This is a genomic window from Paenibacillus sp. N119s (assembly GCF_059447605.1).
In genome coordinates this window covers 1-13,953 of the sequence record NZ_JCAJRU010000137.1, presented here as the reverse complement: position 1 = coordinate 13,953, position 13,953 = coordinate 1, and the positions used below count along the sequence as shown (strand labels likewise).

General features: G+C 43.0%; 19 protein-coding genes, 1 tRNA gene and 1 pseudogene. 11 read left to right on the top strand and 10 right to left on the bottom strand.

Features of this window, described 5'->3' with window-relative positions; genetic code table 11:
- Window positions 1–20: 20 nt before the first annotated feature.
- Window positions 21–287: a YuzF family protein gene (locus AC5V8P_RS15955; protein ID WP_063210186.1), complete on the bottom strand. Its 267-nt coding sequence runs from the start codon at window positions 285–287 to the stop codon at window positions 21–23.
- Between the two features lie 167 nt (window positions 288–454).
- Here AC5V8P_RS15955 and AC5V8P_RS15950 point away from each other — a divergent pair, with 167 nt between their 5' ends.
- Window positions 455–583 carry a hypothetical protein gene (locus tag AC5V8P_RS15950; RefSeq protein WP_269203172.1) on the top strand — a complete coding sequence of 43 codons (129 nt, stop codon included), beginning with the start codon at window positions 455–457 and terminating at the stop codon, window positions 581–583.
- 190 nt (window positions 584–773) lie between these two features.
- Here the strand turns inward: AC5V8P_RS15950 and AC5V8P_RS15945 are convergent, their stop codons facing one another.
- The gene (locus AC5V8P_RS15945) at window positions 774–1,001 is read right to left on the bottom strand and encodes an LSm family protein (protein WP_063210187.1); all 228 of its coding nucleotides are present in this window, start codon (window positions 999–1,001) and stop codon (window positions 774–776) included.
- A 109-nt stretch (window positions 1,002–1,110) separates the two neighbouring features.
- Window positions 1,111–1,782, bottom strand: a complete 672-nt coding sequence (locus AC5V8P_RS15940) for a cupin domain-containing protein (RefSeq protein ID WP_064796084.1) — start codon at window positions 1,780–1,782, stop codon at window positions 1,111–1,113.
- Between the two features lie 455 nt (window positions 1,783–2,237).
- On the opposite strand from AC5V8P_RS15940, the gene AC5V8P_RS15935 reads away from it, so the two are divergent.
- The 6 genes and pseudogenes from AC5V8P_RS15935 (at window position 2,238) to AC5V8P_RS15910 (ending at window position 6,833) form a co-directional block, all read left to right on the top strand.
- A complete protein-coding gene (locus AC5V8P_RS15935; protein WP_064796085.1) occupies window positions 2,238–2,891 on the top strand; it encodes a cell wall hydrolase in 654 nt (217 codons plus the stop codon).
- Window positions 2,892–3,079: 188 nt separating this feature from the next.
- The gene (locus tag AC5V8P_RS15930) at window positions 3,080–3,430 is read left to right on the top strand and encodes a hypothetical protein (protein ID WP_063210193.1); all 351 of its coding nucleotides are present in this window, start codon (window positions 3,080–3,082) and stop codon (window positions 3,428–3,430) included.
- 31 nt (window positions 3,431–3,461) lie between these two features.
- Window positions 3,462–4,449: pseudogene (locus AC5V8P_RS15925) on the top strand (ketoacyl-ACP synthase III).
- A gap of 199 nt (window positions 4,450–4,648) precedes the next feature.
- Window positions 4,649–5,197, top strand: a complete 549-nt coding sequence (locus AC5V8P_RS15920; RefSeq protein WP_081276750.1) for a GNAT family N-acetyltransferase — start codon at window positions 4,649–4,651, stop codon at window positions 5,195–5,197.
- A gap of 133 nt (window positions 5,198–5,330) precedes the next feature.
- Window positions 5,331–6,434 carry a glycerol dehydrogenase gene (locus AC5V8P_RS15915; RefSeq protein WP_063210199.1) on the top strand — a complete coding sequence of 368 codons (1,104 nt, stop codon included), beginning with the start codon at window positions 5,331–5,333 and terminating at the stop codon, window positions 6,432–6,434.
- Window positions 6,435–6,617: 183 nt separating this feature from the next.
- Window positions 6,618–6,833, top strand: a complete 216-nt coding sequence (locus AC5V8P_RS15910; protein WP_063210201.1) for a hypothetical protein — start codon at window positions 6,618–6,620, stop codon at window positions 6,831–6,833.
- A gap of 68 nt (window positions 6,834–6,901) precedes the next feature.
- Here the strand turns inward: AC5V8P_RS15910 and AC5V8P_RS15905 are convergent, their stop codons facing one another.
- Both AC5V8P_RS15905 and AC5V8P_RS15900 read right to left on the bottom strand, forming a co-directional pair.
- Complete coding sequence (locus AC5V8P_RS15905; RefSeq protein ID WP_063210202.1) at window positions 6,902–7,933, bottom strand: glycosyl hydrolase; 1,032 nt, start codon at window positions 7,931–7,933, stop codon at window positions 6,902–6,904.
- Between the two features lie 30 nt (window positions 7,934–7,963).
- Window positions 7,964–8,242 carry a hypothetical protein gene (locus AC5V8P_RS15900; RefSeq protein WP_064796087.1) on the bottom strand — a complete coding sequence of 93 codons (279 nt, stop codon included), beginning with the start codon at window positions 8,240–8,242 and terminating at the stop codon, window positions 7,964–7,966.
- A 358-nt stretch (window positions 8,243–8,600) separates the two neighbouring features.
- Between AC5V8P_RS15900 and AC5V8P_RS15895 the strand changes: the two genes are divergently transcribed.
- The 3 genes from AC5V8P_RS15895 to AC5V8P_RS15885 all read left to right on the top strand — a co-directional run bounded on the left by AC5V8P_RS15895 (window position 8,601) and on the right by AC5V8P_RS15885 (window position 9,401).
- Window positions 8,601–8,783 carry a hypothetical protein gene (locus tag AC5V8P_RS15895; protein WP_063210206.1) on the top strand — a complete coding sequence of 61 codons (183 nt, stop codon included), beginning with the start codon at window positions 8,601–8,603 and terminating at the stop codon, window positions 8,781–8,783.
- 38 nt (window positions 8,784–8,821) lie between these two features.
- Complete coding sequence (locus AC5V8P_RS15890; protein WP_064796101.1) at window positions 8,822–9,148, top strand: YnfA family protein; 327 nt, start codon at window positions 8,822–8,824, stop codon at window positions 9,146–9,148.
- A gap of 100 nt (window positions 9,149–9,248) precedes the next feature.
- Window positions 9,249–9,401, top strand: a complete 153-nt coding sequence (locus AC5V8P_RS15885; protein ID WP_196771823.1) for a hypothetical protein — start codon at window positions 9,249–9,251, stop codon at window positions 9,399–9,401.
- Between the two features lie 32 nt (window positions 9,402–9,433).
- Here the strand turns inward: AC5V8P_RS15885 and AC5V8P_RS15880 are convergent, their stop codons facing one another.
- On the bottom strand, window positions 9,434–9,625 hold the full coding sequence (locus AC5V8P_RS15880; RefSeq protein ID WP_063210210.1) for a hypothetical protein: 192 nt from the start codon (window positions 9,623–9,625) through the stop codon (window positions 9,434–9,436).
- A 125-nt stretch (window positions 9,626–9,750) separates the two neighbouring features.
- The gene (locus AC5V8P_RS15875) at window positions 9,751–9,909 is read right to left on the bottom strand and encodes a hypothetical protein (protein ID WP_013371953.1); all 159 of its coding nucleotides are present in this window, start codon (window positions 9,907–9,909) and stop codon (window positions 9,751–9,753) included.
- A 244-nt stretch (window positions 9,910–10,153) separates the two neighbouring features.
- Between AC5V8P_RS15875 and AC5V8P_RS15870 the strand changes: the two genes are divergently transcribed.
- A tRNA-Leu gene (locus tag AC5V8P_RS15870) sits at window positions 10,154–10,239 on the top strand.
- A 162-nt stretch (window positions 10,240–10,401) separates the two neighbouring features.
- Here AC5V8P_RS15870 and AC5V8P_RS15865 read toward each other — a convergent pair.
- The 3 genes from AC5V8P_RS15865 to AC5V8P_RS15855 form a co-directional block, all read right to left on the bottom strand.
- Window positions 10,402–10,803, bottom strand: a complete 402-nt coding sequence (locus AC5V8P_RS15865; protein WP_064796088.1) for a VOC family protein — start codon at window positions 10,801–10,803, stop codon at window positions 10,402–10,404.
- 1,533 nt (window positions 10,804–12,336) lie between these two features.
- Window positions 12,337–13,422, bottom strand: coding sequence for a DUF4179 domain-containing protein (locus AC5V8P_RS15860; protein ID WP_064796089.1), 1,086 nt, complete (start codon window positions 13,420–13,422; stop codon window positions 12,337–12,339).
- Window positions 13,415–13,951 carry a sigma-70 family RNA polymerase sigma factor gene (locus AC5V8P_RS15855; RefSeq protein ID WP_231116778.1) on the bottom strand — a complete coding sequence of 179 codons (537 nt, stop codon included), beginning with the start codon at window positions 13,949–13,951 and terminating at the stop codon, window positions 13,415–13,417. The genes AC5V8P_RS15860 and AC5V8P_RS15855 overlap by 8 nt, the downstream gene beginning before the upstream one ends.
- Window positions 13,952–13,953 lie beyond the last annotated feature (2 nt).

Here is a 13,953-nt window from a genome sequence, read left to right as displayed (position 1 = left end):
ATTTTTGATGTCTGCTTTGTTTAGCTAGGCATGATCCATACGATCTCGCAGATTCGAACAAAGAATTTTTTGCCGTATACATCCAAGATGACATGGTCAGGCTTACAATCCACTACACATCCATCAATTCTGCCGCGTGTTGTTTCCAGTACAACGTACTTGCCGATTACTGATTTTAATGTTTCTACGACGTATGGATCTACGGGGTTTACCACCACATGGTGGGAGGCCGGATGGTGAGGGAAAGGTTGATTAACGTTGTAGCTAAACATTTGATTTGAATTCAATTGCTTCACTCCTTCAGGATTAGTTGTGATATCCTATGCTCTTGCCTAGGAAAGGTGTAGGCTAATGCCCCGCGGCGAAAACATTCATAACATTGCCAAAAAGCCCGGTCCATAGGAAGACTCCATACATAAGCTATGTTGTACCTTAAATAAAGGAGGCAATGATCATGAGTGATTGTGACAGAGGTTGCGGTGGCGGTTCAGTAGGGGGCTACCCAGGCGTTTGGACATCGACTGGAGCTATTCTGGTATTGTTCATTCTGCTCGTTATCATTACAAAGTCTTTTTGGATCTAAATTAATTGAGTAGTTTAACCCCCCATTGGTATATTACCGGTGGGGGGTTAAGTGATTTTAGAGGATGGATCGTATGATAAAGCACCCCAAATAACAGCGCACAAGCCGTACACAAAATTGTGTGGGGCCGGGGAACTGTCAAATGAGGTGCTTTGGCATCTATAGGCCGAAACGGGCAATGGATTGGGGATTAAATTAAAGCAATCGCCAACAGGGTGAACAGGCTCAAAGTTAAAATTTGATTACCATACCCGTAAGGATAAAAGGCAGACGTTTGCACACGTCCGTTCTGTTCGGTTTTTAAGTACACATTATTACGATCCACATCCGTAATGGTTCCTTCGTACTGTTTTCCATCAACCGTGAGAATACGCACTCTTTTATTCATACATCTCAAACAGTTGTAGTAAGCGTCCATTCCATCACCCCCTCTTATACACATTGGCATTTTATGAGTGGGAAGGTCTTACGGTAACGGCGAACATACAGAGAGGGTGGATTCCGTTGTATTTGAGGTCTGATCTGGGTTAATCTTGCACTTGATAGGGGTTGAAGGAAAAGCCAGGATATTCATGGGTATAGTTATAATCTCCTTGGGGGGCGACCTGATGTTGTGGAGAAGTATCGGCAAGTCTTACATGAATCCCTGATTTGCGCGGGGGCTGCTGCTTGCAGTCATTGGGAGGACCGATGATGACAGGTTTTTTTATAGGGGCAAGCGCTTCCTGAACCTTCTTCTCATCCAGACAGTAAGTATGAGCCATAATGTTGCTTGGCGTTAGCCGCAAAATATCGGAGCCCAAAATGAATTCTGGGATTGGAGCGTTAAAAATCGCCAACAAGTGAGTGTTGTCCATGGTGGCGACTAGATAATGCCACCATCCCTGTGGAACGTTAGTCACCTGGCCAGGTGTGATCGGGAAATGTCGTAACTCGTGAGTAAAGGGATTAATCAGCGATACGGTCACTGATCCAGAGATACAAAAGATTAGTTCTGTAGCATTTTGATGGTAGTGAGGTTCCACAACATTAGCAGTGCTGAGACGGATATCCAGCAGCGATACATTCGCTAATGTATTGAGCTGCTGGATCGACAGCTCGTTGATCAAGTTCTGAGCATCTTTCCGAAACAAAACATTGTCTTTTAAATCATAGGTGAACTGTACAGTGGAAGAGGTGTAATCCATATCTGACTTCACGTGTCCTTTCCTGCCTTTCTATTAGTCAAAATGGAGATCGTACGCTACCCTATGCATTCGCCTATACATATGTGCACGGAAATGTGATTAAAAAAAGCAGAGGTTAGGTCTAGGTCCTGGGTAGATTGAATCGAAAAATAGCGAAAAAAGTCACGTATTCAAGTGTAGTCAAAATATGGTCTATTGCTTCTCATACACGTCATCCCTTTATGGATAACGTTTTATTAGCCGGGGCATTCTTAGGACCAGAGCCGGATGATACGTAAATGCGGCTTGTGGTATACTGCAACGGACGTGTGAGAGCATCAATATCCGATTCCATATGTAGCCACACGTCATTTCCGCAGCTAGTCATAAGATATGGCACAAGAAACATCATCGGATAAACGTCCCTGAGTTGTACAGGCCGGAATGGTTGCACCGGACAGAACATGAAAGAGGAGGTTGTCTGGAATATGAAAAAATTATCTATTTTAATCCTGTCCTGCGCATGTATGTTAGGTACCGTATTGTCAGTCGGACCAGCACAAGCACAGGCACAATCGTCAGCTTTAAAGAAAGGGATTCAAAGCGAACGGGTGCTAGAGCTTCAACAGCGGCTTCATTCACTCGGTTATTTCAAAGCTGGTTTTACGGGATACTATGGCTCTTTGACCAGCAAAGCGGTGGCTCGTTTTCAACGGGATTACGGTTTGACGCCTGATGGTATAGCCGGAGCGGCAACACAGGCCAAGCTGAACTCGTTCGGGAAGGTTCGCGTAACCGCGCTGGATCAGCTGGCACGAATCATTTATTCCGAGGCGCGGGGAGAATCGTTTGAAGGACAAGTAGCTGTAGGCGCTGTCGTATTAAACCGTGTGCAATCCAGCGAATTTCCAAGCTCAATCCCGGACGTTATTTTGCAGCCGGGTCAATTCACCGCTGTACAGGATGGTCAATACCGCCTCAAACCTAACAAAACTGCGTATCGAGCAGCCAGACAGGCACTTAATGGGGCTGACCCGACCCATGGGTCCTTGTTTTATTACAACCCGGCCATTGCCACAGCCAAATGGAGTAAAAGCCGTCCGGCAGTCATCTCACTGGGGCGTCATACATTTACGAATTAATTACACACAAGCATATACGATTTTTCAGCCGTCAGTTAGCTTCTTTGAGAAGCAGTGACGGCTTTTTTTGGCTATTCACTAATTTGTAATATATTAGGGAGCAAGTATCTTGTTTCATATTAAAAATGCTACCTATTATTCCGATACTCTTAATAGACAAAAAATGAAATCAAAGGAGTTTTTCTAAAATGAGTCAACATCCTTATACCATCGAAGTGGATCAAGTCATTAAAACCGTACATATGGCAGTAAACGGAGTTTTTAGCCAAGAGGAGTATGACAGCTTTGTCAAGGATTATATCGCCAAAACTTCATCCATTCAGACATCGAGTTTTACACTCAAGGTAGACTGCACCCAAATGGCACTTTTGGGACCGGGAGAAGTAGAGAAACTGAAGGGATCTTTTGTACGTTATAAAGAAACTGGATTTGCCAAAATCGTCTTTGTCATCAGCCTCCAGCAAACGATTATTAAAATGCAGCTTGGTCGCGTAGCACGTGAATCAGGATTAAACAACGTAGATATTGTAGTACAGTAATGTGCTGACGTATGTGTAAGGGGGAAACCTGATGAGCCATATCAAAATAAAAGCAATCGGAGTATATCATCCTTCCCATTCGTTGGATAACGAATATTATATTCGCCATTTTGACGAACGGGGGAAAGATATTCGACGCTTCATGGAGCATATGGGTAGAAAACAGCGTTATATCATTGATGACCCGCACGAAAACGGCCTAACCATGGGGATAGCAGCTGCACAAAAGGCTTTGGAACAAGCTGGTATGACAGGCCGTGATGTGGATATGATCGTGTTCTCCACTCAAGTTCCTGAGTCGCTGTTTCCGATGAATGCCTTGTTTGTTCACCAGGCGATTGGGGCCAGACATGATGTGGCAGTGATGGATTCCAATGCGAATTGTGCAGGGATGACAGTAGCTGTCGATCAAGCCAGTCGGTCGATGTTATCTAATCCCGATGTGCGGACTGCGCTTATTATCGGTTCGGATTATAATTCACTCATTTCCGATCCTGCGGATGAAATTACTTATGCGAACTATGGGGATGCTGCATGTGCAGCTATTTTGGGAGCGTACGGAAGAGGACACTGGATTTATAGATTCCCTTTATTTTACAGACCCTGTCAATATAGATAAAATACTTTACCCGGCCCAGGGGTTAGCTGCGACACTCCAAAGGAATGCACCTGGCAAATATATTCAGTGGCTTCCGTTCGACGCCAATATGGCCTTGCCTCCCACATTTGAGCTGCTTGAACGCATTTTACAAAAGAATGGGCTGACACCTCAGGGTGTACGAGCATATTGTCTGTCTCAATTTTCATTGGCTAATGTGTTGAAGATCCAGGATCACTTGGGGCTGGAGGATGACCAAATGATTTATGTGGGTGATCGTTACGGTTATACAGGTACCAGCAGCCCGTTCATTGCTTTATCTGAAGGGATCGAGTCAGGGCGTATTCGGCGCGGCGATTATGTGCTGTTCTGGACGATTGGAGCTGGATATCAATTGGTTGCTATGTTGTTTAAATATTAGAGATAGGAGACCTTGCAGCCGCAAGGTCTTTTTGTGTATCGCACCATGACAATTGTAATGATTTGGTTGTGTTGGGGATGATTATTTTGTAAAATTTAAACATTGAATTCATAAGGGTGAGCTTGTATCGCAGACATTGGATAGCTGAAAAGAATAAGAGAAAACACGGTACACAATTCATACTAGGAGCTGAAGGATCATTAAAATCGAAAATTTATTTTACGGGGAACGAATAAAACTGGCCGCAGTCAGGGAAGAAGATGCTGAAGTGATGTTCAAATGGGGTGAGAATGCGAAGTATTTGCGCAATGTAGATACGGATTTGGCGATTCCTTACACATTGAAACAGATGGAGTCAGAAGGATCTCCTAGCTCTAACGAGGTTTATTTTCGATTAAGAACGTTGGCAGATGATGTCTTGATCGGATTTGTTGCTATACATGGGATTGAGTGGAATAATCGCTGCGGGCAGCTGGCTGTAGGTATAGGTAATTCAGACTACCGTGGCAAGGGGTTTGGAGCTGAGGCTGTGCGGCTCATTCTTCGTTATGCGTTTTATGAGCTAAATTTAAATCGGGTCGGCTTGGATGTGATTGAGTACAATACCCAAGCGATCCGAACCTATGAGAAGGCAGGGTTTCAGCTTGAGGGTAGAGTTCGTTCCGCTGTTCTCCGTGATGGTCACAGTTATGATCGCATCATGATGGGCATCTTGTACTCTGAATGGAGTTCGAGTCTTCAAGTTTAATAGATACACAATTTGTTCATAAAATATTCCATAATAAGCCTTTTAATAATGTGAAAAGAGGTTTATAGTTAAGGGGTCACATGCCCAAAGATTTTTTAATTTGAGTATGAGTCAAAGCTGAGGAGGAATTTACATGGCAAACGTTGTAAGGTCCGTTACTTCACCCAAGAAATTTATTTCTGGACAAAATCTGCTCTCGTCGTTAAATGACTACATTAAGGATTATGGCGATAAGGCCTATGTTATTTGCGATGAGTTCATACTTGAAAGAGCCCAAAAGGAGGCAGGGGCTTCGATTGAAGCAGCTGGCAACCAGGTGGTATTTGAGAAATTTCAATATGAATGTACAAAAGAAGAGATTAATCGTAACCGTGATTTAGTACGCAAACATGGTTCGAACATTATTATAGGGATTGGCGGGGGAAAAACGCTGGATACTGCCAAGGCAGCAGCATACTATGAAAAGCTGCCTGTTGTTATTTTTCCAACGATTGCTTCTACAGATGCCCCTTGTACCGCGCTTGCGGTTATTTACAAGAAGGATGGCTCCTTTGATGAATATTTGTTCCTGCCTACGAATCCGGATGTAGTACTTGCGGATACAGGTATTTTGGCAGCGGCACCTGCACGCTTCTTCGCAGCTGGTATCGGTGATGCACTGGCAACCTATTTTGAAGCTCGTGCCTGCTATCAAGCCAATGGGGACAATCTGGTGCTGAACAAGCCTTCCACTACAGGTCTGGGACTTGCTCGCCTTTGTTATGATACATTGCTGGAAAATGCCGTGAAGGCAAAGCGTGCAGTGGATCGTAAAGTATATACTCGTGCGGTTGAGGATACGATCGAAGCGACCATTTATCTGAGCGGTGTCGGAGCAGAATCAGGTGGATTGGCAGCGGCACATGCTATTCATAATGGTATGACGGCTGTTCCTTCACTTCACAAAGCACAACATGGTGAGAAGGTTACTTTTGGTTTGTTAACTCAGCTGGTATTGGAAAACTCACCAAAAGAAGAGCTGGAAACCGTGATTAAGCTGGTTAAGGATGTAGGTCTTCCATTAACACTTCGTGATCTGGGTGTAGAGGAATTTGTTGAGGCCGAATGGCGTCAGGTAGCTGAAGCTGCTTGTGCATCGAATGATACGATGATCAACATGCCGTTCCCAGTTAGCCCTGATGATGTGTATAATGCAATTATCGCAGCAAATGCGATTGCTGAATCCTATCAAGACTAGTTTCTCTCTAATCAGAAAAATAGGTTTACAAAGACGGGCCTGTCATAACATTGACAGGTCCGTTTCGTTTACGTGCACTCCCCACTGAAACGAAAGAAGGATACCAGGGACTTATATCCTATCTTGTTCTGACCGATATAGAAGTAACAGGGAAATTAGGTTGGTCACGTAGGAGGAGATTTGATGTTGGTACATGGTAAAACACGTAGAGGCAACTTGTACATCCATATGTCCAGCGGTTTTCACAAGATTGGGGATTTTCGGGAAGAATATTCCGTAGCACTAGGTGATCGGCTGATGTCCAGATTAACCAAGCGGATCTACACCATTGTATCCGTACATCTTGGTGAAGAGGCGTATGCCGATCTAGATCTTGAAGAGGTAATCAGAAATAGTTAGAAAGCTTATTTGGCTAGGTATGAAAAAAAGCTTGCACTCCGCTCTAGTAGCAAAGTGCAAGCTTTTTTTTAACGCAGAGACTCATGGAGATGATCTCGTGTAATTATATTATTTTGATTCATAAAATGTCTGATGGTTGCCTGTGAATTGGTTGTCGACAGTTCCTTTCCCCATGTCATGGCATAGGCCCAGGCTGGCTGATTCTGTAGCACCTTCGCACTTGGCAGAATATCACTTTCTCCAATTCCCATAGGCTTGCCCTGTGCAAGCTTTAGTAATTCAGTGTAGTAGGAGGATTTGTAATCATTATTATAGATATCAGCTGCAAGCACATCTACCCGGTTAATGCCTGGAAAGGACAGATTATAGGGAGTGCTATATGCGTTTGGAGCATTGGGGCTCCAGACCCATAACAGGTTATCTAAATGATGGACATGTACGAATCGATCATACATCAGATTCCACAGCTTAGCGTAATTTTGTTTGTTCCCCCACCAAAACCAATTGCCGTTCATCTCATGATAGGGTCTCCATAAAACGGGCACATCTGCGTCCCGTAAAGTTTTAAGGGACAGCGCCACCTCGTCCAAATCGGCGATGAGCTGTTTATATTGCGGAGTTCCAGGCGTAATGTAACGATTAAATTCATCCTGAGTAATTTTGGCTTGTACGTATTTCCATGTTTTTGGTTTGCCCGGCAACGCCTGATGAAAGGTGATAGCTACGATTCCACCGTCCTGGCTCCATTGAATAGCACTATTCACAACACGCTGACGTTGCTCTCGTAGGGCAGTGCGGGACTGATTAGCCAGCCCTCCAAACTCATAGCCGTGAAGTCCTGCATATTGTCCGCTGATTTGCTGCAGTTTGTTATTTTGTTCATCGGGAGCCTCTAAGTAATCATGCTGTCCGGAGATTAGCATACCATCCGGTACATTGGTTAGGTAAGCAAGTAATTGCCTGGCTTTGGCAGAGGCATGAGCATTAATCGGCGGTGCAGCGTCGGCAACAATGAACGATTGTTGAGAGACACTGAAGAGTAAAACAAGCATTAGCAGTAGCACCCTCTGTAACCAAAAACGTGTTGAGTGAGATTTCATGGCGCTCCTCCTTTGATGCTGGTAATAGGGTTAAGATTTTTCTTTTTGTTTTCTAAGTTGTATGTAGGCGCTAATCGTGATCACTACCAGGCTAATCATGGTCCACCCATTAAGTTCTTGCGAGTACATCCAGTTGTTCCATACAAGAAAGCCAACTAGTGAAACAAGCAACCCCATTGTAAGGTACATTTTGGTTTGTGCTGGACGGCGGGTACGTTTAGAAACCCACTGTATGATGCCTAAAATGATGGCTGCCTGAAATAAAAAGATACCCATTATCATTAAACTAGCTACAAAAATAGGGGACATCCGTATTCTCCTCCTGGGTCTACAAACAGAATATGCAGGTTGTAACCGCGGATGTGGATTTTCTTAGATGCATTTTTATGACAGGGTGAGTAACCTGCTGTGTTCATGGTTATGATCTTGAACAAGTTGACTAAATTATACCATAACTACCGTCCTGCAATGAAAGGCGTCTAAATACCCACTCTACCATGATTCGCCATCATACTTTATATTCAGTGAAATATCGACATATGATTTGCACATTTCACACCTATGAACCTGTGTTTGGAAATTCCCGTAAAGAATAAGCATAAATGCAACGCGAAATTGACGGAAAAGTTTGGTATGATTACATTGGATTGAAAAAGGAGGCCTTCATATGAATGAAGAACACAGACCATTTTCTAGCCCAGCAGATGCTGAGGGAACCAAAGCAAACTTTGATGCCAATCAGCGGAAGCTTCACTCCGAGGGAGCTTCTAGCCTATGGCGTCAGGTCAGTAATCTGCTTATTCTGGTTGGCGTAATTGCCTTAATTATTATTATAGGTCGATTGCTTTAATGAGATGACTGAAAGTCAAAAAATTAGGATGTGAAATGGTGTTAAAGGCAGCTTTACTTTTTATTTTGGCAGGCATCGCTGAAATCGGAGGTGGATATTTGATCTGGCAGTGGCTGCGTGAAGGCAAGACATGGTATGTCGGACTTTGCGGCGGCGTGATTTTAGCTATCTATGGAGTCATTGCTACCTTTCAGGTTTTCTCCTCCTTTGGACGTGTATATGCAGCATATGGAGGTGTCTTTATTATTCTTTCCATTGCATGGGGCTGGTGGATTGATAAAAAGACACCCGACTTGTACGATTTTATGGGTGGGTTGATTTGTCTAGTAGGGGTAATTGTAATTCTATTACCACTCTCAGGATGAGATGATAGGACAAAAACCCCTTTTTTATTTATAAAAACATGACTATAGGTCTACAAAAACAAGCTTCATATTCCGAAATAGAACTTAAGGAGGGGGTTCTATGAACTGGAATCAAATGAAGCTTAGATTGAAAATCGGCAATGCTATGCCGAAGAGCGAAGGTAATTTCTCTTTTGGTCTCTTGTGCGGACTCTTCATCAGCATTGTGCTGTGGATCTCAATTATTGGTTGGATCATGCTTATCTTCAAGTGATACTTAACAACCTGTGACCTATAATTCATGCTTTATTTTGTAAAATCTTTGCGCAACTTGTCTATTCCCCGATCTACGGCTTCATCAATCATATCGGTAGCTGCAGGTGAATTGGCATTAGTGTCAGGAAGCCGATCAAATCCTGGTTCACGCTGATCCAGAGATTGTTTATGTTCGATTCGATCGTCAGTATGACTCTTATTATCAGAGTTATGTTTTTTCATAGCACATTCACGCTCCTTCTTAGGCATGATCAGATTCTACACTTTACATAAACGCTTATGCTTCGTCTTAAACGCTTATAAAATAAACCGGGAAGGATAAATCCCGCCCGGTACTTTCCAAACAACTAGCGATGCTCAATCAAATCAATCGCTCCCAGAACAACATGAGCCAGTCCGAAACCGAGAATGCCTGTAGCTGCAAGTTTGTACTTACTGCTTAGCAACACAGCGCCTGAAGCCGATACTACCGTCCCAAGAACAGTTGGAATCATACCTTCACGCATTCGTAACACCCCTTCTGGTGGTTTGGAAAGACGTTTATTAGTGTAGATCAAATGTGCACAAGTTATACAAAAAGAAAATTTAATTTTTTTTGAAAAAACACTTTACAATTAGATGAAATTGTCGTATTATAAGTTGGTGCCCGGTTGAACGACATTTACATAGCGAGAACATTTCGATAAGCATGCTTCTCAGATACTTGTAACACAAGAACAAGTAAGTGTAAAATAGCGTTCCTAAATGCTTGCCGGGGTGGCGGAATTGGCAGACGCACAGGACTTAAAATCCTGCGGTAGGTGACTACCGTACCGGTTCGATCCCGGTCCTCGGCATACTACTTTAAAGCAAATAACTCTTGATATTCAAGGGTTATTTGCTTTTTTAGATATTGAGATCATCACACCCATATCACAGGAAGCAAGGACTTTTCCGCTTTTCGGGGAGAATGGGGGAAAAACGCCAGTGACCTCAAGCAGGTGACCGACGTTTTCATATTAGCGTTTCGGCATTTTGCTCTCATCCATGTACAGGAGGTTCCAGCGGTGACCATCGAGGTCAGCAAATCCTGCACCGTACATCCAGCCGTCAATTTCACTCGGCTTGCCAAAGATGTTTCCTCCGGCAAGCTCTACTTTTTGAATAAAGGCTTCTACTTCTTCTCTGCTTTCAGCGCCTATAGAAAATATTACTTCTGCGGTATGTGAAGTATCTGCTGTTTTTGAGCCTGTAAATTTTTCAAACGCCGCCTCCGGGAACAGCAGAACTGTTGTTTGCCCTATGGCAAGCTTGGCTCTCTCGTTACCAATGCTCTCCGCATTGAATCCAATCTCATTGAAAAAGTCAGTTGACCTGTCAACATCTTTGACCGGCAGATTAACCCAGATCTCCTGTGGCATGGCTGTAGCCTCCTTAAATATATTTTTGACTACTCCTACTATACTCTACTTCTGGCCGTAGAAGCGAATCTTATAAAAGAAAACACAAGGTATCGATCTAGCCAAGAATGGATTGCGCAAAGAACATGCAGATAAACTTGAAAGCATGTACAGACATATCTTTTAAGGGATGATGGTGAGTGAACGCCCAATTTAAAGGTAACAACCGTTTATAGTGAAACACGCCATTGGAAAATGAATATCACATTTTTTCACATTAGAGTGGACTATCGAAGAGAATACAAACAAAAACAAGACAAAGCTGCTGAACGACGTTTTTTTATTTCACAGGAAACTTTCCTTACGGAAAGAGGACGGAAGGCTAAAAATAAGTGAGAGAATTTACTTGCTGATAAAAACGGAGGCTTTAAGCATTCAAGAAATGGATTCCTGAGTATCGCAAGAATCCCGTATTGTTCCGCCAAGAGATGCTTAAGTTTTATCCTGTTGATTGGCGGGCAAGCACTAATGGATTTAGCTAATAATCCACGCGTTTCAGTAGGTTCAGGTTAGGGTGTAGGGACTGAAAGCTACAACAGCCCTTTGGTTTCTGTCCTGCTTCCCTTATCCAAAAGTGATTTGTACATCTCCTAAAAGACTGCAACTACATGACCTGTACTAATAAATGGCAGTCCAAAAAACAGGGCTGTAACGAATCCTTAAATGGACTAAGACCAATTCTATATAAGGAACTACGAGGAACCCTAGTTCGCTACAATTCGGACAGCAATTAAGCCTGAGAATATGCAAGGATTCCATGGACTACATGCTTTTTTATTGTGATGAAGCGTCAGGTGCTTTTTATAATTCACACAATAAGGATAGAGCGGATTAAAAACACGCAAGGTATCCTGCTTGGACAGTTTGCCGTCATAGAGACAAGAGTTGTAGAAGAATACTATAATTTCCAAAAAAGACACAATGGTTCTTCTTAGATGAACATTATGGAAATCTTGTTGCTGAAATGTGGGTATCTATTAAGGAACAATTAGAACGGAATATGAGTATTTTCAAAAATAGAGATTTAAGTGTTCTGTAATTACCAGATGATGATGTATTAATAACTCAGCTCTCATCATGTAAGGGACATAACTAGTAAAGGTAAATGCCGCTTGAAAGTAAGAAAGATATGAAAAAACGTGGGCTTAAATCTCCAAATAAAGCTAACGTTTTTATTCTAGCATTCGGATAATATTTGATGGAACCATATACACATATTATGCTTCTTTCAATTGGTAGTGGAGCAGTGAAAAGATAATAAGGGAAAGAGTTTCAGACGAAAGATCGCATACTGGAGATGGCAATGAACAAACTTCCCAGCATGTAGCGCGAAGCATATTCAGCCAGTTATCTGGACAATGAAGAAGAGTTAGCAGAAAGATGGGAGTTAACGATAGTACGTTTCGATGGTTAAAAGGAGGAGCGATGGATCTACCTGATATTAAGAATATCCCCCATCCAGCATGGATGGAGGAAAAATAGTAATATTCAGATTCACTTGATATTGACTGTAATAAATTCTCCATTATGATTCTTGCGATAGAGTCTCATCACCAGCGACTGTGGCTCGTCCAGCACGTTACTGCTGAATATATATTCATAACCAGCTCCTGTTCCACGGCCGGATAAGGCGTAAAGCATTACCGTTCTCTCTTTAGCTTGAGATAGAATTCCTTCCGGTAAAAGCTTGTGATCTATAGCTCTCCTTGTCTTTATATCGAGCTTCTTAGGGGAATCGTATGTGAATTTTGTCCGTATCATTAGGGGTGAGAGTTCAACTTGTGAGATTGTCACCTTCTGCCCGTCCAATAAAAATGACTGATTTGGATATAAGGTCTGGGTTTTATACGCCTTGAATTTGGGGTCAAGAGGTATTTTTACCTTTAGTCTATCGGAATAACGTACATTCTTCAACTTGCCGGTGTCCACTGAAGCAATCTGAAAATCGACTTCTACCTGCTCAGGAAAAGGAAGATTTCTGTCCAATTCCAGACTCCCCCTTCCATACCACACACGGTTTCCATTAGACCCCGTACCGTTACCTCCAGCCTTCGATGTGCTTCCCAGAGATCGACCTGTCGACACCTCCATGAGTCGCATACTGCTGACGCCATAGTTGTCCTGATGTGGCCCCGTTGTTGCTGTATATAGAAAAAGCAGCTTATTCTCATCTGCCATAACAGCATTAACTGTAATTTTATATCCTTTTTTTTCGGCACTTTTATTTACCATCTGTACGTAATTTCTTTGGATGGCGGACTGTATGGTTTCACTTTCTGAATCAAAAGCAGCAATTTTTTTGAATTGTTCCAATTGGCCCCAATCTGTATGTTGTATGGTTGGGGACGCTAATGGAGGCATCTTCTGGAGTGAGGGGAACAGGAATACACTTGTAAACACGACTACTGCGGTCAACAGCATGGCTGTACTCATAACAAACATATTGAATTTTCGCTTCCTTTTTCCTCGCTCCAGTCCCCTTTGTATTGCTTGCATTTGCGCAGCCCTATCCGTTATCTGCTGCTCCCGCCTCATCCGGTCAGCATCTGACAGCATGGCCTTCTCCTCCCGGCTATTCATGACTCCAATCCCCCCAATCCTTCATGACGGCCCGCAACTGCTGGAGCCCTTTCTGTTGCCATGTTTTTACAGTTCCTTCGGGCTTGTTCAATACCTTGGCAATATCAGTTAGGGTCATATCATTATAGTATTTCAGCAGCAGCACATGGCGATATTTAGGCTTTACATGTTCCAACACTGAAAGCATTTCCATTTTACTATGGCTGATATGAGTGACTGGTTCTTCCAATTGATGATCAGATAACAGCACAGACCGTTTCCTTCTTCTCTGTTCGTCGATACAAACGTAAATCAGGATGCGGATGATCCATGATTTGAACGCCTTCTGATCTTTTAATGTTTTTCTTTTAATCCAGGCACGGCAGGTCATTTCCTGAAGCGCCTCCAGCGCGTCATTACGGTTACGCAAATAGCTGTATGCAATACCATACAACTGCTCTCTATACACCAATATGGTTTCATAGAAATCTGCCTCATCCCGAAAATGAGCGGCCGTCACCCTTTTCATCTCCACTCTGGTTATGGTCAAAT

Bases quoted from the DNA above. Each gene is read 5' to 3' on its own strand.
- AC5V8P_RS15935 (WP_064796085.1), top strand. From the start codon at position 2,238: ATGAAAAAATTATCTATTTTAATCCTGTCCTGCGCATGTATGTTAGGT.
- AC5V8P_RS15900 (WP_064796087.1), bottom strand. From the start codon at position 8,242: ATGTCCCCTATTTTTGTAGCTAGTTTAATGATAATGGGTATCTTTTTA.
- AC5V8P_RS15905 (WP_063210202.1), bottom strand. From the start codon at position 7,933: ATGAAATCTCACTCAACACGTTTTTGGTTACAGAGGGTGCTACTGCTA.
- AC5V8P_RS15910 (WP_063210201.1), top strand. From the start codon at position 6,618: ATGTTGGTACATGGTAAAACACGTAGAGGCAACTTGTACATCCATATG.
- AC5V8P_RS15880 (WP_063210210.1), bottom strand. From the start codon at position 9,625: ATGAAAAAACATAACTCTGATAATAAGAGTCATACTGACGATCGAATC.
- AC5V8P_RS15950 (WP_269203172.1), top strand. From the start codon at position 455: ATGAGTGATTGTGACAGAGGTTGCGGTGGCGGTTCAGTAGGGGGCTAC.
- AC5V8P_RS15885 (WP_196771823.1), top strand. From the start codon at position 9,249: ATGAACTGGAATCAAATGAAGCTTAGATTGAAAATCGGCAATGCTATG.
- AC5V8P_RS15865 (WP_064796088.1), bottom strand. From the start codon at position 10,803: ATGCCACAGGAGATCTGGGTTAATCTGCCGGTCAAAGATGTTGACAGG.
- AC5V8P_RS15930 (WP_063210193.1), top strand. From the start codon at position 3,080: ATGAGTCAACATCCTTATACCATCGAAGTGGATCAAGTCATTAAAACC.
- AC5V8P_RS15860 (WP_064796089.1), bottom strand. From the start codon at position 13,422: ATGAATAGCCGGGAGGAGAAGGCCATGCTGTCAGATGCTGACCGGATG.
- AC5V8P_RS15915 (WP_063210199.1), top strand. From the start codon at position 5,331: ATGGCAAACGTTGTAAGGTCCGTTACTTCACCCAAGAAATTTATTTCT.
- AC5V8P_RS15875 (WP_013371953.1), bottom strand. From the start codon at position 9,909: ATGCGTGAAGGTATGATTCCAACTGTTCTTGGGACGGTAGTATCGGCT.
- AC5V8P_RS15945 (WP_063210187.1), bottom strand. From the start codon at position 1,001: ATGGACGCTTACTACAACTGTTTGAGATGTATGAATAAAAGAGTGCGT.
- AC5V8P_RS15895 (WP_063210206.1), top strand. From the start codon at position 8,601: ATGAATGAAGAACACAGACCATTTTCTAGCCCAGCAGATGCTGAGGGA.